The sequence below is a fragment of the Serratia sp. Je.1.23.a genome (assembly GCF_051129805.1).
Classification (GTDB): domain Bacteria; phylum Pseudomonadota; class Gammaproteobacteria; order Enterobacterales; family Enterobacteriaceae; genus Serratia; species Serratia liquefaciens.
In genome coordinates this window covers 1-22,244 of sequence record NZ_JBCPSR010000015.1, presented here as the reverse complement: position 1 = coordinate 22,244, position 22,244 = coordinate 1, and the positions used below count along the sequence as shown (strand labels likewise).

At 53.5% G+C, this 22,244-nt stretch carries 16 protein-coding genes; all 16 read left to right on the top strand.

The window, feature by feature from the left end:
* Positions 1-71 precede the first annotated feature (71 nt).
* The 16 genes from AAZT04_RS25755 to AAZT04_RS25680 all read left to right on the top strand — a co-directional run bounded on the left by AAZT04_RS25755 (position 72) and on the right by AAZT04_RS25680 (position 21,853).
* Entirely contained in the window at positions 72-659 is a 588-nt protein-coding gene (locus tag AAZT04_RS25755) for a LuxR C-terminal-related transcriptional regulator (protein ID WP_129984152.1), read from the top strand.
* A gap of 143 nt (positions 660-802) precedes the next feature.
* Positions 803-1,252 (top strand): phage tail protein, encoded by a 450-nt coding sequence (locus tag AAZT04_RS25750; RefSeq protein WP_129984151.1) that lies wholly within the window; start codon positions 803-805, stop codon positions 1,250-1,252.
* 49 nt (positions 1,253-1,301) lie between these two features.
* Complete coding sequence (locus AAZT04_RS25745; RefSeq protein WP_129984150.1) at positions 1,302-2,441, top strand: phage tail sheath family protein; 1,140 nt, start codon at positions 1,302-1,304, stop codon at positions 2,439-2,441.
* A gap of 58 nt (positions 2,442-2,499) precedes the next feature.
* On the top strand, positions 2,500-4,116 hold the full coding sequence (locus AAZT04_RS25740; RefSeq protein ID WP_242498921.1) for a phage tail sheath family protein: 1,617 nt from the start codon (positions 2,500-2,502) through the stop codon (positions 4,114-4,116).
* Between the two features lie 28 nt (positions 4,117-4,144).
* Positions 4,145-5,395, top strand: coding sequence for a phage tail sheath family protein (locus tag AAZT04_RS25735; protein ID WP_129984149.1), 1,251 nt, complete (start codon positions 4,145-4,147; stop codon positions 5,393-5,395).
* Positions 5,392-5,853: a phage tail protein gene (locus tag AAZT04_RS25730; protein ID WP_129984148.1), complete on the top strand. Its 462-nt coding sequence runs from the start codon at positions 5,392-5,394 to the stop codon at positions 5,851-5,853. The genes AAZT04_RS25735 and AAZT04_RS25730 overlap by 4 nt, the downstream gene beginning before the upstream one ends.
* The gene (locus tag AAZT04_RS25725) at positions 5,853-6,026 is read left to right on the top strand and encodes a DUF5908 family protein (RefSeq protein ID WP_165367064.1); all 174 of its coding nucleotides are present in this window, start codon (positions 5,853-5,855) and stop codon (positions 6,024-6,026) included. Before AAZT04_RS25730 ends, AAZT04_RS25725 begins: the two co-directional genes overlap by 1 nt.
* Complete coding sequence (locus tag AAZT04_RS25720; protein ID WP_434682322.1) at positions 6,023-6,694, top strand: hypothetical protein; 672 nt, start codon at positions 6,023-6,025, stop codon at positions 6,692-6,694. The genes AAZT04_RS25725 and AAZT04_RS25720 overlap by 4 nt, the downstream gene beginning before the upstream one ends.
* 40 nt (positions 6,695-6,734) lie before the next feature.
* On the top strand, positions 6,735-8,933 hold the full coding sequence (locus tag AAZT04_RS25715) for a contractile injection system protein, VgrG/Pvc8 family (protein ID WP_434682320.1): 2,199 nt from the start codon (positions 6,735-6,737) through the stop codon (positions 8,931-8,933).
* 22 nt (positions 8,934-8,955) lie between these two features.
* Positions 8,956-9,408 carry a GPW/gp25 family protein gene (locus AAZT04_RS25710; RefSeq protein ID WP_129984145.1) on the top strand — a complete coding sequence of 151 codons (453 nt, stop codon included), beginning with the start codon at positions 8,956-8,958 and terminating at the stop codon, positions 9,406-9,408.
* The gene (locus AAZT04_RS25705) at positions 9,393-9,821 is read left to right on the top strand and encodes a hypothetical protein (RefSeq protein ID WP_129984144.1); all 429 of its coding nucleotides are present in this window, start codon (positions 9,393-9,395) and stop codon (positions 9,819-9,821) included. Before AAZT04_RS25710 ends, AAZT04_RS25705 begins: the two co-directional genes overlap by 16 nt.
* 20 nt (positions 9,822-9,841) lie before the next feature.
* Positions 9,842-13,525: a hypothetical protein gene (locus AAZT04_RS25700; protein ID WP_129984143.1), complete on the top strand. Its 3,684-nt coding sequence runs from the start codon at positions 9,842-9,844 to the stop codon at positions 13,523-13,525.
* Between the two features lie 78 nt (positions 13,526-13,603).
* The gene (locus AAZT04_RS25695) at positions 13,604-16,684 is read left to right on the top strand and encodes a hypothetical protein (RefSeq protein WP_434682318.1); all 3,081 of its coding nucleotides are present in this window, start codon (positions 13,604-13,606) and stop codon (positions 16,682-16,684) included.
* 40 nt (positions 16,685-16,724) lie between these two features.
* Entirely contained in the window at positions 16,725-18,434 is a 1,710-nt protein-coding gene (locus AAZT04_RS25690) for a contractile injection system tape measure protein (protein ID WP_434682317.1), read from the top strand.
* A 417-nt stretch (positions 18,435-18,851) separates the two neighbouring features.
* Positions 18,852-20,387, top strand: coding sequence for an Ig-like domain-containing protein (locus tag AAZT04_RS25685; RefSeq protein WP_434682316.1), 1,536 nt, complete (start codon positions 18,852-18,854; stop codon positions 20,385-20,387).
* 578 nt (positions 20,388-20,965) lie between these two features.
* Complete coding sequence (locus AAZT04_RS25680) at positions 20,966-21,853, top strand: hypothetical protein (RefSeq protein WP_129984139.1); 888 nt, start codon at positions 20,966-20,968, stop codon at positions 21,851-21,853.
* The last annotated feature ends 391 nt before the right edge of the window (positions 21,854-22,244 follow it).

Genomic DNA, 22,244 nt, shown 5'->3' with positions numbered 1-22,244 from the left:
TCCATTGATTAATTTCATAAGTGAGAGTTTTATGTGGCGTGTAGACGTTAATTGAATTTAAGAGAGTCGCCATGGAAGAAAATAAACATCAATTTAACGTCTCTATTGTTGGAGACTCGCCCTTGGGTGTGCTTGGATTGACGTCGATGCTCAATTCGATAGGGATACATGTTCTAACCGTGGCGGCGCGGCTCGAAGATTTATTCCAATGTGAAGCGGAAAAATATGATGCGATATTGATCGACATTTATCTTGTCCGTGAAGCACGTATATGGAAAGTGGTAGAGCATGTAAATATGCTGTACGGCGGGTGCTTCGTCATTTTTGGTGAAGGGTCAGAACGATTAAGACGACATATGCCATTCATACATCGTGCTGAACACCCTGTGAGCATGATGAAAAAAGTAAGGCAAGCAATATCTGCTCACAAAAAAGGTCATCACTGCACTCCTCGTGTGCCATCTCATTATAAAAATATCAGCGCACTGGAAGCCTTTGTTTTAAACGAATGGATTAATGGCCGGACTGTGACTGAAATAGCCCAGCAGAGCAAGCGAAGTGTAAAGACAATCAGTAGTCATAAACGCAATGCCATGAAAAAGTTGATGGTGAGAAATGACAGGGAGTTGTATTGGAAACTCAAGGGCGAGCGGATGTGAATACTCTGTTTTAACGTGAGATGTCAGGGCCGTTAAATGATCCATGAATACCAATGAATGCCGGGGTAGATAGTGACGGCTAAACAATTGGTGAACCGCTGCGCGATTTATGTGCAGCATGTGACGATGTGAAGGAGAAGACGATGTCAGTTGAAGAAAAAACCATTGCGAATACGTACCCTATCCCAACCTATCGTTTTGTGGTCTCGGTGGGTAAAGAACAGATGAGCTTCAGTACGGTATCAGGGCTCGATCAGTCTGTTCAATTGGTGACGTATAAGGATGGTACGGGCGGTTTGTTTCAGATGCCCGGCCAAATTGAACCCTTAACAATTACGTTAAAACGTGGGGTTGTCCCCAAAAAAAGCCAGCTTTACGAATGGTTTAATTCGATTTCTTTCAACCGTGTGGAGAAAAAGGATCTGTCCATCAGTTTGACCAATGAGACAGGGTCGGTGCTGTTGGTGACATGGAATGTCATGAATGCGTTTCCCACCAAGTGGACGGGACCGAGCCTCGATGCAACGAGTAATGAAGTGGCATTTGAAGAACTCACGTTAGCTGCAGACCGCTTGGCGGTGAAATTTCACTGAGTGTGCATTCAGGCATGCGATGTCTCCCATGAATTGAAAGGAAAATATTATGGCGGATTACAAGGTACCCGGCGTGTATGTGGAAGAACCCTTTGGCTTGTCATTATCTATCCAGACAGGTCAAACGGCAGTGCCCGTTTTTGCGTTTGATGGTGAAAAGACCTCATGGGTTGAGAAAGATAAAGTAACAGAATTTGCGTCATGGTTGGACGTGAGTGAGCGTCTGAAAGGTAAGGACGCCGATGCAATATTCGAGGATAAGCTCTATCTGTCACTGAAACTGTATTTCCTCAATGGCGGTGGCCATTGTTATGTTGCCCCTGTCGCCGCGTTTGATGCGCTCGTGCCGATATTGGACGATGCGACATTGTTAGTTCAGGCCGGGACGTCGCTTACAACTTTCAAAGAGAAAGTGGCTCCCTTGTGCGTTACCGGAAAGTCGTTGTTTGCCCTGTTTGATGGCCCGAAAAATGAACTTAAAACAGGGGAGGTGAGTACAGATAAAGATGTAACAGAGTACCCCTCAACGCCCCATGCTGCGGTGTATTACCCCTGGCTGACGGCGCCGAAGGAGGCGTTGCCCGATGAGCCGAAGGATAAGCCGCATCCTGAGGTAGACATCCCGCCCAGTGGTGCTGTGGCCGGTGTGTATGCGCAGGTCGACCGTGAGCGTGGGGTGTGGAAGGCACCGGCGAACGTCGCAATCATCGGGGCGATGCCCAAATGTAAAATCTCGGATGCTGTGAACGGGGAGTGCAACGTACCGGCGAACGGTGGGAAAGCTATCAACGTTATCCGCGCATTTCGTGGTACCGGCCCGTTGATTTGGGGGGCGCGCACATTAGCGGCAGACAAGGATACTTGGCGATATGTGCCTGTACGTCGTCTGTTTGATGCCGCAGAGAGAGATATTCGCACGGCGATGAGCCAGGCCCTGTTCGAACCCAACAGCGCACAGACCTGGGAACGGGTGCGTGGTGCGGTGGAAAGCTACGTGCACAGCTTATGGCAACAAGGGGCATTGCAGGGGGAGTCGCCGGAACAGGCCTATTTCGTGCTGATTGGGCTCGGGAGCACGATGACCCAGGATGACATCAATTCTGGGAAGATGATCATAAAAGTCGGGTTGGCGGCAGTACGGCCGGCGGAGTTTATCGTGCTGCAACTGATGCAGAAGGTACCGGCCTGACAGGCGGAATGATGGCTCCCTCGGGCGCCATGACAGATGACTAGCACGAGGGTGAGTCATGAGTGACGTGTATAAAGTACCGGGAGTGTATGCAGAGGAAGTCGGCGGGCTTTCTCTAAGTATTCACAGTGGCGAAACGGCGGTGCCGCTCTTTGTGGGCGTCTTTAACCCAAAAGAACGCTCCGATACGTCAGCCAAAGCCCCGGCCTGCATTCGGATCGACAGCTGGCTGGAGTTTACCCGCCAGTATGCGCCTTCGGATCGGCTTGTGGTCGACCTTTCCCAAGCTGAGAGTGCTCGCGTCAGGGATGTGTCCTATATGGGATCGCACAGTCTCCGCTTGTACTTCGAGAACGGCGGTGGCCCCTGTTACGTGCTTGCGATTGACAGCGAAAAACGCAAGCAGAAGGACACGCTGGCGCAAATCGTTACTGCCATCGAGCAGTGCCCCGAGGTAACGTTGTTGTGCTGGTGCGAATATGGTGGCCCCGACATTGATAAGGCCGTTTATACCACTCTGGGCTCGTTATTGGGTGCGGGAGGTTCGCCGTTTGGGAATGTCGGGCGCTTTTTGCTGACGGATGCCTGGCCTGAGGGGGAGTACAACGCGCCCTCACAGTGGACTTTTCAGGTTCCCGAGTTGGAGGCGAGTTCGCAGGTGGCCAGTTATTTCCCGGCTCTGCAGACCGAGTACGTGCGGGACTATAACGACTATATCATTGGCGCTGATAACGATGAATTAGCTTACCCACATCTGGTGAGCGTCAAGGGATTCTTGCAAGAACAACTCGCACTTTTACACGAACTTCCTACAACGCGAGGCATTAACTTTAAGGCGCTCAAAGAGAATGCCGAGGTTCCCTTAGATATTCTTCAGGAGGCCATTGCTGAAGCGGACGCCAAGGCTAAAGAAGCCAAAATTAAAGAAGACGGCAAAGCTAAAGAAGAGCCGAAACCAACACCGTCACTGTTGGAGCCGCTTGTTCCGCTGATTATGCAAACGCTTAAGGATGAACTCCCAAACGTGGCAAAGAATAGTGCGCCAGTGGTATTACGCGCTAGCGTGGCGGTGGCGGGGGTTTATGCCCGTGTTGACCGTGAGCGAGGGGTGTGGAAAGCCCCCGCCAACGTAGGTGTCTTTGGCGTGACATCCCTGGTGGCTCAGGGGGTGAGTAAGGATAAATCTGACTCACTTACAAAATGGCCGTCTATCGCCACCGTGGGACTTGACGATGCGATGAATGACAAGTTGGTCAAGGCTGGCATCAATGCAATCCGCGCGTTTCGGGGGAAGGGCATTCTGGCATGGGGTGCCCGGACCATGCTCCCGCCTGAAAAGACGGACTGGCGTTATATCTCGGTTCGCCGTTTGTTCAATACCGTCGAGCGTGATGTCCGTGAGGCGCTGCGCAGCGTTGTGTTTGAACCGAACAGCGCGATGACCTGGGAACTGGTGCGCAGTGCGGTGGATCACTATCTCAATGCACTGTGGCGTAAGGGGGCGCTGCAGGGGGATACACCAGAACAGGCGTACTACGTGCAGATAGGATTGGGGGCCACAATGAGCCAGGTTGATATCGACCACGGCAAAATGATTGTAAAAATCGGGGTGGCTGCGGTTCGTCCGGCGGAGTTTATCGTACTGCAACTGACTCAAGACGTTGGGGCCCGCTGAGGGTGTTTGGCGTACAGGAGGAGGCAACGTGGTGGAAAGAGAGGAGTGGTTGGAGCCAGGTATCCGGTTGAAACAGTCGGTGACGGCGGACCGTGAATGGGGCGGAGAGCAGCCGAGTGCGGTACCAGTATTCATTGGATGGGACAATGCGTCGACAATGCCGGCAACGTTGCTGCCTGTCGCCACATGGGATCAGCGGCCTGATTGCCTCAGAGAAAAGGAGGGCACGTGTCTGCAGGAAACGGTGCGGCATTATTTCGACAATGGGGGCGGTGAGTGCTTTGTCCTCATGGGCGAACCGCTTTCCCCTGAGGCGGAACTAACAAGGGAATGGTGGTGCAAGGTCAGTGTGCCGTTGTTGCAAGAGCCGACAGTCACTTTGGTGGCAGTACCACAATTGGCCGAATGGTTGGAAAGGGGGCTGGCCCCGATGGAACCTAAGGAACCGATGGATCCATCGGTGACGGTGACTGTTGCGGCGACATTTATCACTCAATGGAGTTTGTTAACTGCTTGTATTAACCGGCCCGATCTGTTTTTTGTGCTGGATGCCCCCAGAAGGGCGGAGATCGCCAGCGCGTGCATTACGCAATTGCGTCAAACGCAGGACTTGGGGAGTGAGGCGATGCGAGTGGCGCTCTATGGTCCCCATCTGGAGACGGATTACCTTTTAAAAGATAGGAAAACTCTGGTGCTGCCTCCCTGTGGGGCGGTTCTGGGCGTCTATGCTCGGAGTGACGTGACGGAGGGAGTATGGAAAGCGCCGGCGAACGAGCTGCTGCATCATGTGATCAAGCCGGAGTTTGACGAGACCCGCACCCATAGATGGTTTGATGTCGATAACGTATCAATCAATGCGATCCGTAGTTTTGTGGGGCGTGGGACCCGTATTTGGGGCTGCCGCACATTATCCCATGGGACGCCCTTTCGCTATGTCCAGGTCCGCCGAACCGTGACTTGGATTGAAGCGAATCTGAAACAAATTTGCCGTTTTGCCGTGTTCGAACCGAATAACGAAATCACCTGGTTTCAGCTTCGAGGACTGTGCCGTGCCTGGTTACGGCGACTCTGGCTAGAAGGGGGATTAGCCGGGACGGATGAGACGGATGCCTTTTCTGTTCGAATCGGCCTGCATGAGAGCATGACGGCGGACGACATTGACGCCGGTCGGTCGGTTGTTCAGATCGAAGTTGCAGTATTGCATGCAGCCGAATTTATTGAGGTGAAATTGGAATTACTCACGGGTCACGCGCAGGTGCGGGGGAGTGAAACATCATGAAAACATTCGGAATGCCACCCCCGGCTTTGTCGCACCGATTTTTGGCAAAATTTTTCATTAAAGGGATCCCCAGTCCAATGGATGCGCGGTTTGCACGTGTCTCTGGCTTGGGCCGTGAGTTACAAACCCTGCAATTGCGCGAAGGCGGAGACAACCTGGGGGCGGTCAATCTGGCAGAGCGTGTGACGCATGGCACGTTGGTACTGGAGCGTGGGTTGGCGACGGTGACACCGTTGTCTGCGCTGTTTGAATTAGCGCTGGGGCAATTTGTCGGCACCTACCTGAATGTGGTGATCCTGTTATTAGACGGTCAGTCCCGCCCATTGTGCAGTTGGACCCTCACGGATGCGCTGCCGGTCAAATGGAATACGGGAGATTTGGATGCCACGGGGAATACCGTACTGATTGAGACGCTGGAGCTTGCGTATCATGAAATGCACTGGATGGGGAGGCTCTGATGATGCTGGAAATCCGGGAGTTGGTGATTGAAGCGCGGGTTGTTGATGATACACCGTCTGGTCGTCAGAACCGTGTGACCCCCGACGTTGCAGATGTCGAGCTGGCGCGCTGGGTCGAGCTCATAAGTCGACGCGTGCTGGACGTGTTGCATGAACAACGGGAGAGAGAATGATGGGATTGCTAGAGCGTGGTTTGGCGAAGTTGACGTTGGACGCTTATCAGGGCGACAACCAGGAAAAGCATATTGGTACGTTTCCTGCCATGTACAACCCGGAATCGGTGAGTCTGGATTACCAAGCGGACTATAAAACAGCTGCGGGGGTGAACCAGTACCATGAGGTGAGCTGGTACCAACAGGTTCAACCACCGACGCTGAGCCTGACGTTGGTTCTGGATAGCCGAGGGCCGCAAGGCGGGCAACCGGTGGACCAACAACTGAGCACTTTACGGCGGCTCTGTTTCACCGTTGGTGACAAGGGTGAACCGCCCTTCCTGCGTGTCAACTGGGGCAGTATGAGTTGGCATGGGCACGGTTATTTTTCAGGGCGCTTAACCCATTTGGCTATCGCTTACACCCTTTTCGATCGCAATGCGAAACCGTTGCGCGCGACGGCGACGCTGGAACTGAGGGCGCAAACCAGCGATGAGATGGCCAAAATTCAGGCAGGGCGAGCGCCGGCGAAAAAGATACTGAAAATTCTTGATAAAACCTCATTACCACAATTGTTGGCTCAATCGGCGGTCGCGGCGGGCAGCGCGGCATATCTGGCCACGGCCTATGCCAATGACGCGGATAATTTGAGCGGCTTTATCCCCGGCCAGACGTTGCTCTCTCGCTAATCAACAGGATCGTGTGCTGGTATACCTTGAGGAGAATCTGATGTCATTCAAAGACCGCATTGACCATGTGATCCAAATGGGAAAAGAGTTGACGGAGTCGGTTGGGGGCACGGAGCTGGCTGAGGTCGTTGTAGGGGTTAGTGCCTTGCTGGCGAAGCCTGAGGCCGGATGGTCGAGCAAAGTAGGCAATGCGTTAATGCGAAATGAGAGCGCTCCCCACCATCGTCAGGATGCCTCGGGAGGCGTGGTGGCGCAAGCCCCTGTCGCCGTGGATGTGTTGATGGGGGGACAAGCGTTAACGTCAACGTTACCGTCCGTTTTTGTGGCTGAGGCACAGACTCGCCACGCGGTCAATGAGCTCCCTTCGGCGACGTTGGTTTTGAGTATTCCGCAGGCCCCGCCGGGAGGGTATGTAACGCTGGATCAGGTGATGCGCTTGTGTTCTGTCGGGAGCTCAGGGGTGTTGAAAATGTCAGGTTCGACGGTGTTTGACGGCATAGTGGGCGCCGTCAAGGTGACGTCGGATGCCGCAGGAATAAAGGTCAGAATACAGCTGAAACACCGTTTGCAGATATTGAAGGCGACGCCTCACTGCCGGATTTGGAAGGCCCAGAAGGATGAGACGCTGCTCCGTGAGATATTGCAGGCCCATCAGATCCAAGTGAGGGGCGCTATCCAGTTGGTTGGCACTGAGGTTGAACAGCGGTTTCAGTGGAACTGCTCGGACTGGCATTTCTTGCGCGCGATACTGGGGATGCACGGTGCCTGGTTGTGGCCCTTGGCTGAGGGCAACGTGGCGATCCATCGCCCTCGTTTGGGGGGAAAGACGCACATGATATCGGCCAAACCTGGCGCAGGGGAGTTTATGCCATTGGAGGCCGAATGGCATTACTCGGGGTTGATTCAACCGCGAAAACTGACGATGCGCAGTTGGGATATGAGCGAACAGGCAGTGGTGACAATGAGGGCAACGCCGGTGGTGCTGGGTGACGGGGGGCTGGCCCCTTCGTCGGTGACACCGCTCGGGGCGGACGGTGACGCGATACTCATGGGAAAGTGGCCCGGTCCGTTGCAGCAGGCAGCCGTCGATGCCTGGCTGCTTGCGCAACAGGCGCAGGCGGTCAGGGTTCGTTTGACATTACCCTGCACAGTCGCGTGTCAGGTGGGAGATACAGTATCACTGAAAGGGTTTGGGGAGCACCTAGATGGGGAAGGGATCGTGACCCAGATTGAACACGGGTGTGATGTGAACAACCGTGCTGGCAGAACCGTGGTGGCCGTTGGGCTGGATGACGCGTCGATGGCATCATCGTTGCCGCTCCCCTCGGGCCTGGTTATCGGGCAGGTGGCGCCCTATCAGAAGGATCCTCGTGGAAAAACCTGGAATCGGGTGCCAGTGAAAGTGCCGGTGTTGGGTGCAGAAGTCCTCTGGGCGCGGATGGGGCACGTTTATGCCAGCAAGGACAGTGGCGTGACCTTTTACCCTGAAGTCGGTGATGAGGTTGTGCTGGGGTTTGACGGTTCCGGGCCGGTGATCCTGAATGCCTTGCATAATCCGAAACGGCCGGCGGCTATTGATCCTGATGAGAAGAATGCGAAAAAAGGGGTGCTGCTGCGACACCACGGTCAGCGTATTGAACTGAGTTTTGACCGTGATAAGTCAACCGCGACGTTAGCGCTGGGAGCAGATGAAAAGCCGGAACAACAGATGGTGATCGACACCCAGGCGGGTATCACAACGTCGAGCTTGGAAGGGGATTTCACCACAGAGGTGAAAGCAGGCTCTGTGACCGTGAAAGCTAAACAGAAGGTGACGGTGGTTGCCGAGTCGACAATGGCGCTGACGGGACGGCAGGGGGTGGTGGTCGACAGTGACAGGAATGTGAAGCTGGATGCGAAGGAGAATCTGACGGGGCTGGGTAAAGTGAGTGTGAAAATGGCCAGTGCAGAAGGAAAATTGGCATTGTCACCGGAAAAGGCTGACTTGTCAGCCGGGCAGGTCCAGGTGACGGGACAGATGAGTGTGCGCGTCAAGGGGAATGAGGCGGTGACGGTGACTGGGGCGGAAGTCGGTTTGACCGGTCAGGCCAAGGTGTCGCTCTCCGCCCCGACAGTAAGCATTGACGGGGGGGCGGAGGCCAGTATGACTGCCCCCCATGTTAAGGTCGCTGGCGAAATAACGGATGTGGGTGCTTCAGGGATCACGAATGTGAAGGGCAGTTTGGTCAATCTGGGGTGAATGAGCTACACAGGGGATAGCAATGAATGAACAAAGCGATAAATTGACCCGTTTATACGGATGCGGCTGGCAATTTCCGTTGCGTTTCCACCTGGATATGTCGCCGAGTGTGAAGAGTTCGGTCGCCATGTCGACAGATGCGGATAACGTGGCACAAAGCCTGGCTCTCCTGTTTCAGACTCAGCCTGGGGAGCGGATCATGCGTCCGGCCTATGGTTGTGATATGCATTCCTTCATGTTCGCCAACCTCTCCGAAGGCACGTTGGCTGCCTTGCGCAACCGGATTGCTGAGAGTGTGGCACGTCATGAACCCCGGGCGGAAGATGTGACCATTGAACTGCAGGAGGTGGGACGTCAGTGGGGCTCATTGCGCATCACGGTGAGATATTGCCTCGCAGGACAACCCCGACAAGTCTCGGGCCAGATGCAGAGACTGGAAGGCGCGGATGGAGGTACCACGTGGGCGCTCTCGTAGTGGCAACCGGTGATGTGGTGATATTCCAACCGAGCTTTGGTAACAGAACGTTGCTGGCGCCTGCACAGGCGGTTCTGGCGGGAACGGGACAGTTCATGGTGAACGGTAAACCGGGGTGTGTGATCGGGGATTTGGCGAAGGTGGTGGTACCGGGTATTCCCTATATGGCAGGGAATTTTTCGGTACCGGGCGTGGGCATGATCCAACTGGTGGTGGCGGGGCCGGATCAGGTGGCTCACAAGGTCTTGAGTGGCACGCCGGTGCTGATCAAGGGCAGTGAGTGTCAGGCGGTATTTATTCCCACCGCACCAGCTACGGATCCGAGTTCGGGGGTACCGGACCCAACGGTTGGGGTACCAACACCGGGGCGGGGGCAGTTCATGGTGACACAGCTCAAAGTAATAGCGAACTGACGGTGCAATGAGGAACGGCAATGACTGATGACGCAAAAAAGTCGGCAGGGATGATGGCGACACATAACACGCAGGCATTCGAACTGGATGACCGTTCGATTGGAGCTCGACTGGATGCTTTTCGAGAGTACTGCCAGCGCTTGCCTTATACCGACGTTGTCTGCTTGGATGGCGATAGCGATGGTTGGCCACCGGCAAACTGGGCACAGGTGATTTTTGGGTATGCAGCAGGGACGTGGGCGAAGGATGCGTCGCCCACGGCTCCATGGCATCAGGCTGGAGAGGTTGCCTGGGCATTCGAGCGTGAGCGGTTAGTGCAATTGTACGAGAACCCGGAGCTGGCTGATGGGCAGTTGCCTCCAGAGCGCGCTTTCTTGCTGAGCTTGTTGGGCATGCTGGAAACGCCTCGGGGCTTGTTTAATCAATTTCCGGCGCAACACCGCTCAATGTACTACCAACAGATGCTGGCACTTGAAGCCCGTCAGGCGAAGCCCGATCAGGTGACGGTGAATTTTACGTTGGCCGATGGCGTTCGGGAGCAGGTTTTGCCCGCCGGATTGCGGTTGGAGGCGGGGCAAGATAGCGCAGGCAATACGCTGCAGTATGCGCTGATGCAACCTCTTACGGTGAATATGGCACGGGTCACGGATCTGCGCTGGGTCGTCGCCGATGCGTGTACGCCGGGAGGCTGTCGGGCGCGGGTCGTATTTGATGAGAGCGCAGAGCAACCTTGGCCCGTGGAGGGCGTGCGTCTGTTTGGCGCCTCTCCTGTTCGGCCCGGAGAGCAGCCCAGAGCGGATGCGGATCGCGTTGTTGAGCATGGACGGATCGTCGAGTCATCAGTCTTGAGCGTTGCAGGGGGAGAGCGAACTTGGATCGTGGAGCTACAGGAAGATTTACCGGGTGAGTCTCCGTTATGCGCGGCGATAAGTATGGCAGAGACCTGGGTGGTATTGCCCTGCGTGCAGGGGACTTCACGGAAATGGTGGTCAATGACATTGCCGTCGAACGGCGGTATTCCAACCGCGGTGACGACGTTGGATGGACTGGTCTCGACGTTGCCGTTGCTGCGATTGTTGAGTGCCGAGGGGGAGGATGTTCCCAGAGTCAAAAATCTTACGGTGAAGGTGCAAGGAGCGGTGGGTGTGCTCTGTGCCCGCGATGATGGAACGGTGTTATCGGAAGGTGGGTTACCCTTTGGCGAAAGAGCAAAGGCCGGCAGTGGTGTTAATCTGATGTCGCCGGAGTGGTGGCTGTTGGGGCCTAAATTAACGCAGGTGACGTGTACACCGACCTGGACAGGGTTGCCCACGACATCGTTTTCGGAATGGTACGGCCCCGATGCTACGCAAGCCAAACCGCATTGGTTGTTGCTCGATCAAGACTTGAATGTGACGCGTGATCCTGTGAAGGGAAAGGTACCAGATAGCCTCAACGCGCATAAGAAAGATACGCTGGCCAGCCGTGTTACCAATGGGGAAGAGATCGCCGCACAAATTATGGCTGATAACGGATATCCGTCGGTTGGTCGAATGAATCAACCTAAAAATGACTATTTCTCCGTTGACGGCGTGTTGATACACGCGGGGAAGCCTCCCTCTGAGGGGCAGTCGTTGTCGTTATTTGGTGGCAGCGAGAAGCCTGAGGGGCAGCCACTGACAATGTCACTGAAAAACGTGCCTTCCGCTACCCCAACGTCAACAGTGCCAGATGATGAGGATCCGGCTTGCTGGCCATGGTATCTGCGGTTGCAACTGAAAACCTCATTATTTCTTCACGATGAATATGACGCACATGAGGCGGCACCGCTGCAAATCGTGAGATTTCAGACGGAACAGGCGCATGTGCAACAGGTTCCGGCCATGAAGCAACAAGATGGTCACTGGGTGTATGAGATGGTCGAGGTGGCCGGTGCGGATGGCAAGAAGATCTCAATGCCCGCAATGAAGGAGGAGAGAGTGACCTTTGTCACACCGGTGCCGGTCACGGTGCCGAAAGCGCAGCGGCATCCTCCGTATACGCCGCAATGGGCTGGCATGCGGATTGATTACCAGGCGACGGACGCACAGGTTGATCAGCGCGTCATCTTGCCGTTTGGGTTACCTCGGCAGGAGATGGCGAAAGAGGTGCCGCCCCACGCTGACGTGTATCTCGGCCTGGAGGGGATTGAGGCTGGGCAGCTGTTGACGCTGCACTGGCAACTGAAAAGTCCCGGTGCATTCGTGTTGAAATGGCAGTACCTGGCTGTCGGTGAGCGTTGGATGCGACTGTCGGTAAACGATGCCACTGACGGATGGCAATCAAGTGGAATACTGTCGGCCGACTGGCCGGGAGATGTTTGTCGAGCATCGACCTGTCTGCCTGCGGGGCGGATGTGGATCCGGGGACGAGTGTCTGAATTGTTAAAGCCGGATCGGGATTTGGTTGCGCTTCCAACAGCCCCTTGGTTGACCGGGATTGCGACCAATGCTGGTTTGGCCCGATTGCAAGATGAGACCCGGGTGGCCGATGCCCATTTTGCGGCCGGCTTGTCGGCGGGGAGCATCACGCAGGGGCTGGATATGCCGGACACAGTGCAATCTGTCACCCAGCGTTGGCGCTCTTTTGGTGGTTGTGCTGCCGAAACGCATACTGCATTTGAGGCGCGTGTAGCGCGACGGCTGCGTCATCGCGAACGGGGACTGAACAATCTCGACCTGATGATGTTGTTGCAGACCTGGTATGACGGGCTACGGGAGTTGGCGGTTCTACCGTCCCCGAAGCCAGAGGTAAATGGCTCATTGTCACAAACGATTGTGGTGATGCCAACGTTGGCATTGAGTGATAGCACAGATCCCTGTCGACCTGGATTGAGTCAGCTACATTTGGACGACATGGCAATGCGGTTGAAGGCCGTTAGCTCGCCTTGGTTGAAGTTGTCGTGTGTCAATCCCCAGTATATTCCCGTAAGTGTCAGTTGGGATGTCACTTATGCCCAGGGGATCAGTCTTTCGACGGGCAATCAGCGGGTGCAGGCCGCATTGGAGGCCGCCTTTTTACCCTGGATGTACCCTGTCGATAACGCGCTGTCGGTCATTGGGCGCCCGGTAACGCATGGGGCGGTCCACGATATTTTGCGTCAGTTGCCTGAGGTGACGGTGATCAAGCATGTTTACCTCAATGGTGACAATCAGAAAGCGCCCACGCTGTTGGCGGAGCAGATTGCGGTTCTGTCGTGCATTCCTCTTGAATATACCGGTCTGACGCTTGCTTGGGAGAACCCGAAACGCGAGCGATTTGGCGAATGTTGGTTGAAAAGAGGCGAAGAAGCTATCGTGCAATTGATGATGCCAATCCATGACCAGGAGCATGGTGTTTCACATAAGCCGATTGAGGTGTCCCATGCGGATGTTTATCTGATTGACCGGGATACGGGATTGCGGTTGCCGGACACGATGGTGACGAGTTTGTCTGAAAAAGAGAGGCAGGAATACAACGCTAACGCTAAAGAAGATCAAGGACAATATGCGGATCCGCGGGGATACGTACCGGATGACAACAGCAGAAGGCGATATTTCAGGGTCCATGCGCCTCTCGATGCCTGCGGTATATTTCGTATTGGGGCAACCCTCACGGTGGGTACGAAGACATTACAGGGGAATGTCTCGTTCTGCATTGTGAGCGTTGAGGGTGGATTAGCGATGCGAGTATTGAGTAAGACGTAAACGCTCGCAGCGGAACGTGCATTGCGCTGGGGCGTTCGTATGACACCTGCAGATTGAGCAAATAGAGAGACAAAAACCATGGCAGAAAATTCCAAGGCCGTATCGGCAGCGGTGACCCCAGTGAGTGAGGCGGTGCAGGAGCAAATCCACTTTGACACGCTTTGGGCGACCACGCAAAGCGCGTTGGCACTGTATGCGGAGCAATTCTGGAGTGCGCGGGGGGAGGGCGATCCTGGGGTGACGTTGCTGCAGGCACTGGCCTATGGCGTATCGGATATCAGCTATCGCCACACCTTGCCCCTGCAAGATTTATTGACTGAAAAAAACGATGACAAGCGTGACCCTGCGATTTCTTTGGATCATAAGGGTAACCTCTTCGCTCCTGAGTTTGGGCCGGAATGGGCGCTGACAAGCAGTCCGGTGACTATGGAGGATTATCGTCGGGCGATCCTGGATTTGGTGCCGTTGGCGAAAGGTGATGAGAAGAAGGACGATAAGACGTTAGAAAATCGTTTTTGTTTTCGCGATGTGCAGATAGCGCTATTGCCGCATGAGCAAAGTTATGGATATGTCAATGACCCAGATAAGTACACCTTTCGTTTTGCTTCATCGGCACCACTAGCTGGCAGTGAGCGTCTCTATCATGTCGCCGGGCGCTATCAGTTATGGGTCACACGGACACCAGGAATGTCTCCGGCGGCGGCTTGTCAGGCCTTGCAGCATTTCCTGAAACATCATCGCAACCTGTGTGAATGGGAAATAACCTCGCCGTGTGTTGTTCCCGTCACAGTGCAAAAGCCCTCTTTTCAATTGGTGTTGGAAGACGATCAGTTGTTGAATGGGGATGCCATAGCGAAGGCCGTTGCCCAGGCTATTTTTGCAATGAATCAGGTCTTGTTGCCGGCACCGGAACGTAAACGGGCTGAGGCACTGTTGATGCAGGGCGAGAGCGCCGAGCAAATTTATACTGGTCCTCGACTGACTCATGGCTGGATCCCCCATCTTCCCCCTGAGCGGGTAATGTCTGGTGAGACTTTTACGAAAGAGGTAAAAGTCCATGCTCTGTCGGTTGCGGTTGTAAGTCGGGTGCCGGGGATCCGTGCGGTCAACAATTGGAAAGAGAAGCGCGCAGAAATTACCTCTATAGTGATTGCCGCTGGTCAACAAACGCAACTGTGGTTCAAGGACGACGGTTCGCTGGAGTCCGAATTCAGCCAGATGATTGAACTTTACAGGAATGGTCAACGGGTTTCGAATTCGTTATGGGACATCGATTCGGTGGTCAAGGAGTATCAGCGGTTGAATGATGTGGCGTACCGAGCCGACGTGGATCCTGCCCGCAAGATCCCCAATGGACGGACACGCAATCCGGGATTCTATCGCACGGTGGGGGCGAGTTTACCGCCGGTATATGGCTTGCTGCAGGCTGCGGACAGAGTAGCCGACGACAAAGATGCTGGGCGTTTATTGCAGTTTTTGCGTCCCTTTGAGCAGTGGTTGGCCAACAGTGCCGATCAGCTGAAAAAATTGCCGCGATTACTGGCGTTCGATGGACGAGATCCCAATGCTTCTGTATGGGGGGGCGCGGACTGGCCGAGTCGTCAGGATGACGCCCTGGCCCGTGAGCAGACGCAGAAGGTGTTTGATTCAACGGTTCTGGCAGATATTCAACAGATTGTGTCGACGCAATCGAAGGATGTCGAAAAGGAACTGACCATTCTGGATCACTTGCTGGGTTACTTTGGTGAACAACGCGCTTCGCGTGGGTTGAACCTGAACAAGAAGGATGCGTCGGAATTTTTACCTGTGCAGCAGGGGGCCCTGCGGCAGGTGACGCGTTTAGCCTATGAGCGCGCTGCCATCAGTATCAGCAAAGTGTCGGCGTTACAACGCAAGATAGCCGCCCGATTGGGCATCGGGGAGAGGCTATTTGACGAAGACCTGCAAAGAGAAGGGGGCTTCCCTGACAAACCACTGCCGTTTTACGTGATAGAGCATCAGGAGTTGCTGCCCATTGCTCCAAAGCCAGAGAGCTTCTCTACGCCCTGGCCGAAAAAGCAAACCGTGGCATCTTTTGAGCACGTTGGTGAGGTGTTGACATTGACGTTGCACGGAGTGACTGACGCTTTGGCGCGGGGCATGCTGATTGAATTGCAGCGAGCGGAGAAACCGGACCTGCAGCTGTCTTCTCTTGTGGTCCATATGGTGAAGGGGAACTCGGTTTCCATTAAGTTAGCGCAACATGCTCGGTTGCGATCGAGCATGCCTATGCTGATGCAAAAGGGTGTTCACTGGAAGTGGCAAATGTCGCAGGTTTGGTTGAAGCGGGTGGTTTATGACCTTTCCCTCCCGAAAGAAACTAAACGGGAGCAGAAAGAAGTGGTACTGAATGTCTCTCCTTCTTTTCCGATTGAGTTGGTTGAGAAGACCCGTTTTGTTCTGCGTCCCAAAGCACGCTGGATGATCTGGCCAACCAAGAATGATTTGGTTGGCCATGGTGCTGCTAAAAAACCGGATGTTGTGGTTGAAGTGGTGAAGGCCGACCCACTAAAGGGGGCGGTGACGGTCAAGTGGATTGGCACCCTGAAAAAAGAGGGAATTCAGGACCCGGAGGGCACTCCAACAGTGGTCCCTGTGAACAAAGAAGGTATTTACGCTCTAAAACCATCGCCCCCGAACTGGTTGGAGATACAGGATGCGCAGCACCCCTATGCCTGGTCGGTGCTTTGCACACGCGAGAGTTTTGCATTCACCCTGAGTCTGGTATTGGATCGTTCATGGTTGGAAGGCAGCCAGACACCGGAAGAACTGGACAGGTGGATCACGAAAATTGCCCGTGAAGAGATGCCGAGTCATCTCAATTTACAGGTTCATTGGTTGAATGAAAGCAACTTTGATAATTTTGCAAAAACATATCGGACGTGGCAGGAGGGGGGGCGGCCTGTTGGCGATCAGTCGTACGAATTGTTGCGTCTGTTGGGGATAGGCGAACGCCCAGTCGATGGCCGAGGGGGGATAGGGTTTGCCCAGGTCACGTCGCAGAGCAAGAGTCAAATTATTGAAGAACGGCTCCAGAAAGAGCAAGGCGATGTTGAGCGTGATAGGTTGCTTCAACAAGAGGCGGTGGTTTATGTACGCGACGCGGGCATGAAGTTCTGATGTTCCTCTGTGCAGTGTGGTGGGCGTGGGTGGAGAAAAAATGCGAAAAGTCATCTTGGCGCGATTGCGGTTCCGGTTGCATACGCAGGAGCGGTACGCTGAGGCCATTCAAGCACGCTGCAGCCTTTGGTTCAGGGATGAACTGATGCCAGAGTTGCGTGTGCTGTTCGCCGATTGTGCGGAGGGTGAGACGCGAACGATTGAGCGCTTGACGGTGAATGTGGGAGAGGTCCCCTTGTCCCAGTTTGAATCAATCATGCAGGCACGCATCCTTAGCCAATTGAAAGAACAGCTGTTTGCCTTGCCAGCGCCGGTGCGACAGGTCCCCGGGGCGTCAATGCGACAGGCAGCCTGGCAACATGGCGCAGTGGAAGGGTTGACCACCGCAGCCAAAATCGCAACCGAGAAAGACGGGAGCCAGGGAGAGGGTGCGATGCTGCCGGCGTCATTCACTCAACTGTTGCATTATCTGGATACTGGCGTGGTGATGGATGCTCGCCCGTGGCTATTTCAGGCGGGGCGTGATGTTTGGCTACGTGAGAGTCTTGACTCGGCGACAACGGTGCAGGAAGGCGGGAGGCGTCTTTCGCCGCGGATCGCATTGGCCGTGCGACTCTTGCAACCGCGTGCACGTCAACGGCTGATAACGAGCTGGCCGGGCCAGGTCTTGAGTCATGTGTCGGCTTGGTTGCTGACGTCGCGTCGCTTGCCGTCTATGCCGTCATCCGATGCGGTATGGATGTTACCGCTGGCGGCACTGCTTGCGTTGCGTCACCATCCGGTGGCGAGTGACTACGTGTGGGCGTTGCCAACAAGGCCTGTTGTCTCGTCAGCGCCTGTGCCGTTTTTTGGGGATACAGGAGTTGACCCTGTGGCTGGGTTTGCTGTGGTGACGACAGGGACATCGGCCGTAGGAGAGAATGTGCCGTCGATGGGGAGAGAACCGCCTAACATCCGGACATTTGAGGCCTGGCTGGTTGCGCTGTTTGACGGGGGGATGCCGGACGATTTGCAAGGTCCCTTGATGGGATGGTTGTGTGGCGCTACGCCGGATAGCCGGCCGCCGGCAACATATTTGTCAGGGGTGTCGGCGTCAGTCCGGCGCCAACTGCAGGCTACCTGTGAGCCATTGTTGATGCCGACACCACGTCCGCTTGCCCTGACGCCGGATGTGCGCTCAACCGAGCGTGTGGCGGTTGCCGGTACGGAACGTTCTATGCCCCTGCCAGCGGCAAGGCGGATCACTGAGTCTGATGAGCCCCGGATCGTGGCGGGGGCGGGCGTTGTGGTGCTCTGGCCCTTGTTGCCGAGTTTATTTGATCAGTTTGGCTGGCTTGAGGAGGGGCGTTTTGTCGACGACGAGTCGCGCTGGCATGCGGTGGCGTGTCTGGATTGGCTAACCTGGGGTGAAGCGCCGTTGGCGGAATGGCGGACGCCCTGTACCCGATTATTGTGTGGCATTGACCCGGACGTGCCGTTTGATGCTGTTTCGCCCTCACTCCTGCGTCAGGCCGAGCTGGATGACTGGTTGGGCAGAGCGCTTATAACGGTGCCGCTGCTGGATCGCTGTAGTGGCGGTGATATACGAAGTTTTTTCCTGCAGCGTACGGGAACGCTTGTTGACGAGCCAATGTCGTTGACAATAGAGCCGGATGCGCCTGATGTCTTGCTGAGCCAGTTACCGTGGCCGCTGACAAACGTAATGTTGCCGTGGTTATCGGCACCAGTTCGTGTTAACTGGGTTGTATGACGTTCGTTATCTGACGTTACGAATACGTTCATTACTTTGCCCCGGACATCAGCATGATGTTTATCGGAAGACTGTCTCGGCTGTGGCCTGAGGGACTTGGTGCCAAAATTACCGCGAGAGTGATTCTGGCTGTTTGCAGCAAGTGACGAAAGCAGCCTGTTGACAATGAGATTGATAACACGGGTTTCGACCACCGCTGAAAGCGATTGTACGCTGCATTTCATGGCGCATATTGGGTAAATCGTGCTGTGGTCCAGGTTTCACTGGGAAGCGTGTAACGAGCGATGGCTCACTTTGTGGGGTCGCTATAGCTTAAGCGGATTAAGGGACCCTGCCGAGCCCGTCTGTGAAGACGGTACTTGAAAACTTGTCGTTTTACCACCCTGCCCATTAACTCATTATAAGGAATAACCGTATATGGCAACGCGTCTGACTCCTGATGTAAACGCCTCTTCATTGACCGTCTCGCCTGCCGAACGGTCGGCTGATGGGATGGCTCGGGCTGTGGTGGCTCTGCGTCTTGTGAATGCGAAGGGGCGAGTCCTAACGGACCGGGAAGTTTCTTTCACGTGTCTTCCAGAAAACAGCGTTGATGTCAGCACTGTCACACGGGTGGGGGACACCTATACGGTAACGATAACCGCCAGGGAGGTTGCTGTTTTGCCAACGCTGACGTTGGAGGTTGCTGTGGACAACGTGAAATTGGAGGGGGTGTCCACCGTTGTCCCCTTTTACCCAGAAGACAAAATGTCACTGATTACAGGAGAGTTACCTGTCAGTGAGGTAAGCCTTCAGGGTGATGGAAAAGTCAATTTGCCTCTGTTGAGAGAGTGCTTCAAAGCCTGGAAGGTGCCGAGTGAGGAAAGTTTTTCTCGGCTCATTGATGTGGCGTCATTGTCATTCAAACCTGGCGAAGGGATGGCTGGCGGAGATCCGTCAACGGAAAGCGGAGTTGTTGATGTTGGTAGTGTAACCCCATGGCATGTTAAGGCAGGGAATGGCATGGCGGTGGCAAAGGACGGGGTAGCACTGAAACTTGCTGCTGACGGTGGGCTGGTTTTGGCCAAGGATGGGGTGGGTATTAAGGCGGCGGCAGGCGTTAAGGTTGATAAGGATGGGATGGCGGTTGTCACGAGCGGCCCCCTGAAGGTAGGAACTGATGTTTCAATCACACTTGATGAGACAAAAGGACTCAAGACTGACAAGGAAGGACATGTGGAAATGTCCCTCGACCCTGAGGTATTTGACGTTGCTAACGGGTTGCAATTGACGTGTCAACCGTTCGGTGGCTTGTATTTGGATACGCAAGGAAAACTGGCACTGGATATCGATGCCATCCTTGGGGGCGTCTATATTCGTGTATATCAAGGTCAGGTCAAAATTTGTATTCCTGAGACTTATTTAGAGTTACCCATAAAGAAGATCTGTTTCTACGAAAATGACTCCTATTCTGGAACCCTTCTAAAGGGGGGGGGGGGGAATTATGTCACTATTAATCAAGGGGGAGGGTACTATATTATTACGTTTTCAAGGAGGGTATTAGCGGGGGATGTAATTGATGTAAGGTTGTTTCAACAAGATGGTAGCTGGAAGTATTTGAGCAAGTATAAAGTGGCTGCAAATGAGGGGGCTCCCCCAGAGCTTGAGCTACCCAGTATCAGCGAGTTGAAGGTAGAAGTACAAGGCGGTGGACAGCCAATGCCGGGCAATACACTGGCTTGTTCTTATAGCTTCAGGTGGGAGGGCGGAAAAGAAGGGAAATCGTTTTGTCGTTTTGAGTACTACATTGAGAAAGATGAGGAATGGGGGACTGTTGCCAGTGACACACTCACGTGGACGATTCTTGATACCTACGTTGGTTACGATGTTCGCGCATGGGTAGAGCCGAAAGGAGAGGGCGGGACTTCTGGGTCGATAGTATACAGTAAGCCAATCACTATTAAGAAGATGTAGAGGGTGTTGTTTCGAGAGTCAAAAGATATAACAGAGCATGTGGTTGTATACTCTTTATCGTTGTATCTGCTTTTATTTCTTTATCGCGATGGTCGATGGTGTCACTTTAATACCGTGCTTTTCTTGAGTTGTCAGTTTATTCAATGGTGTGGCTGTTTTTTTCTTCTTTTTGTTGGTTTTGATATCTTTTCGGAATATTTATCGGGGGTTTGACTGGACTCGGTGTTTTTAGATGCGTGGCGGGAACCGATAAGTCCTGGGGGGCTTTGTCTCATTTGATGTGTGTAATGCTTTCAATATCTACGATGTCCACCTTTTTATTGTCCTTCTTGGTGTTTAACTCTATTTCCGCCAAATGCCGTGTTGGGGAAAACCATTTGCACAAAGAAAAACTGACGCCGATTGATGCGAGATGCCTTTTTATTTTATCGGGTGGGTTAATAAAAGTGTTGTGGTGGTTTATTTAGTGAGGGTTTTGCTTGTCTTTCTATTCCAGCAAAGACGGTGAATCTACGGCAGGGTGTAATAAGTGGGCATGGGCTGCCGTTGTTAATGAGATATAGCATGGAGTTTATATAATGAAGGCTTCATTAATGAGACATCGAAAAGGTGTCAGTGAGCATGAGGGAGAGGAAGGGGAGGCCTCTTCTTCTCTGGGAGCTCATCGAGATGTCACAGAAAGAAATGTTGGAGGCTTTTTTTATAATAACTTTGATTTTTCACGGGGAGATATGATTTTTGGATTGACGGAGGCGGTCGATAGCTATCGAGGGATGTGGTCAAAATTATCTCGCCAGGCAGACTATCTTGCCGCAATTTTACGTGCCGACCATATGCCGGCAATCCATCGGGCATTTACTCGAGTGGATGGAGGGGCGCTTTTTTTGAACGAGTATAAGAACATGCTTAAGTGCCCTGAGGGTGAGCGGAGTGACGATCGCAAAGAATTAATTTCAGAATACCGTGACGAGATTACATCGATTGGAGGCTCTTTGTATGATGACATGATTAATCTCCATAATGGGTGTTTTCATTCATTTAATAACTTACCCATGGCAAAGAAATATTTTGATTTCTTAGCATTACATGACCGTTACAGTTTTCACGACACGTTTTCTGATTACGGCAAGGACTTGTTTAAACCGCGTGAGGAAGAGCATTTGGTTAGACGCGCTTTGAGTAAGTTTTTTTCTCGAGGGAGTAAAGCTGGCTTAGAGATGATTATCCGCTCTGGTGGGAGGGATAAAATTCATTTCGTACTGGATGGCATAGATATCGAACGCGTCATTAATAAATCAGGTGGCCCTTCCATCACTAACTCCGAGCTCCGTTATCTGTATCGCCATCGCCATGATATTAACGGTAAGGGAAAGGTCCATTTTTATAAAAATAAACAAGAAGTATTGGCGCCTTGGGAAAGTGAGCCTGCGCGTTGGCGTGCGTATACCCCTTCTAGTGAAGAATGACATGTGCCGGTTTTTTCTTTTTTGACTCCCTCGAAAAGGGTGTCGGTGGGTTTCTGTTTTTTTAGTTTAACGTGCATGGCTGCCCGTAACGGTTTGGTTGGATTTGTGTGTGTTTTTATCTTTGGTTGATGCGTTGTTTGGGTTGGGTGGAATTAAAATGCGCGCCGCTGTTGGTTGCGATGATTAACGTATTTTATTTTTTAAAAGACATTGCGGGTTTTTTACTGGGCCGCGGTGTTGATAATGTTTATTAGAGAGCTGTTGTTATGAGCGTGAATGTAGCGTCCTCTGGGGCGAGTAATGGTCGAATGTCTCCTGTGATAACGTGGTTATCCTGGATAAATATTATTGTGCAATTCGCATTGCCAATATCGGTGGCGTTTACCCCCAT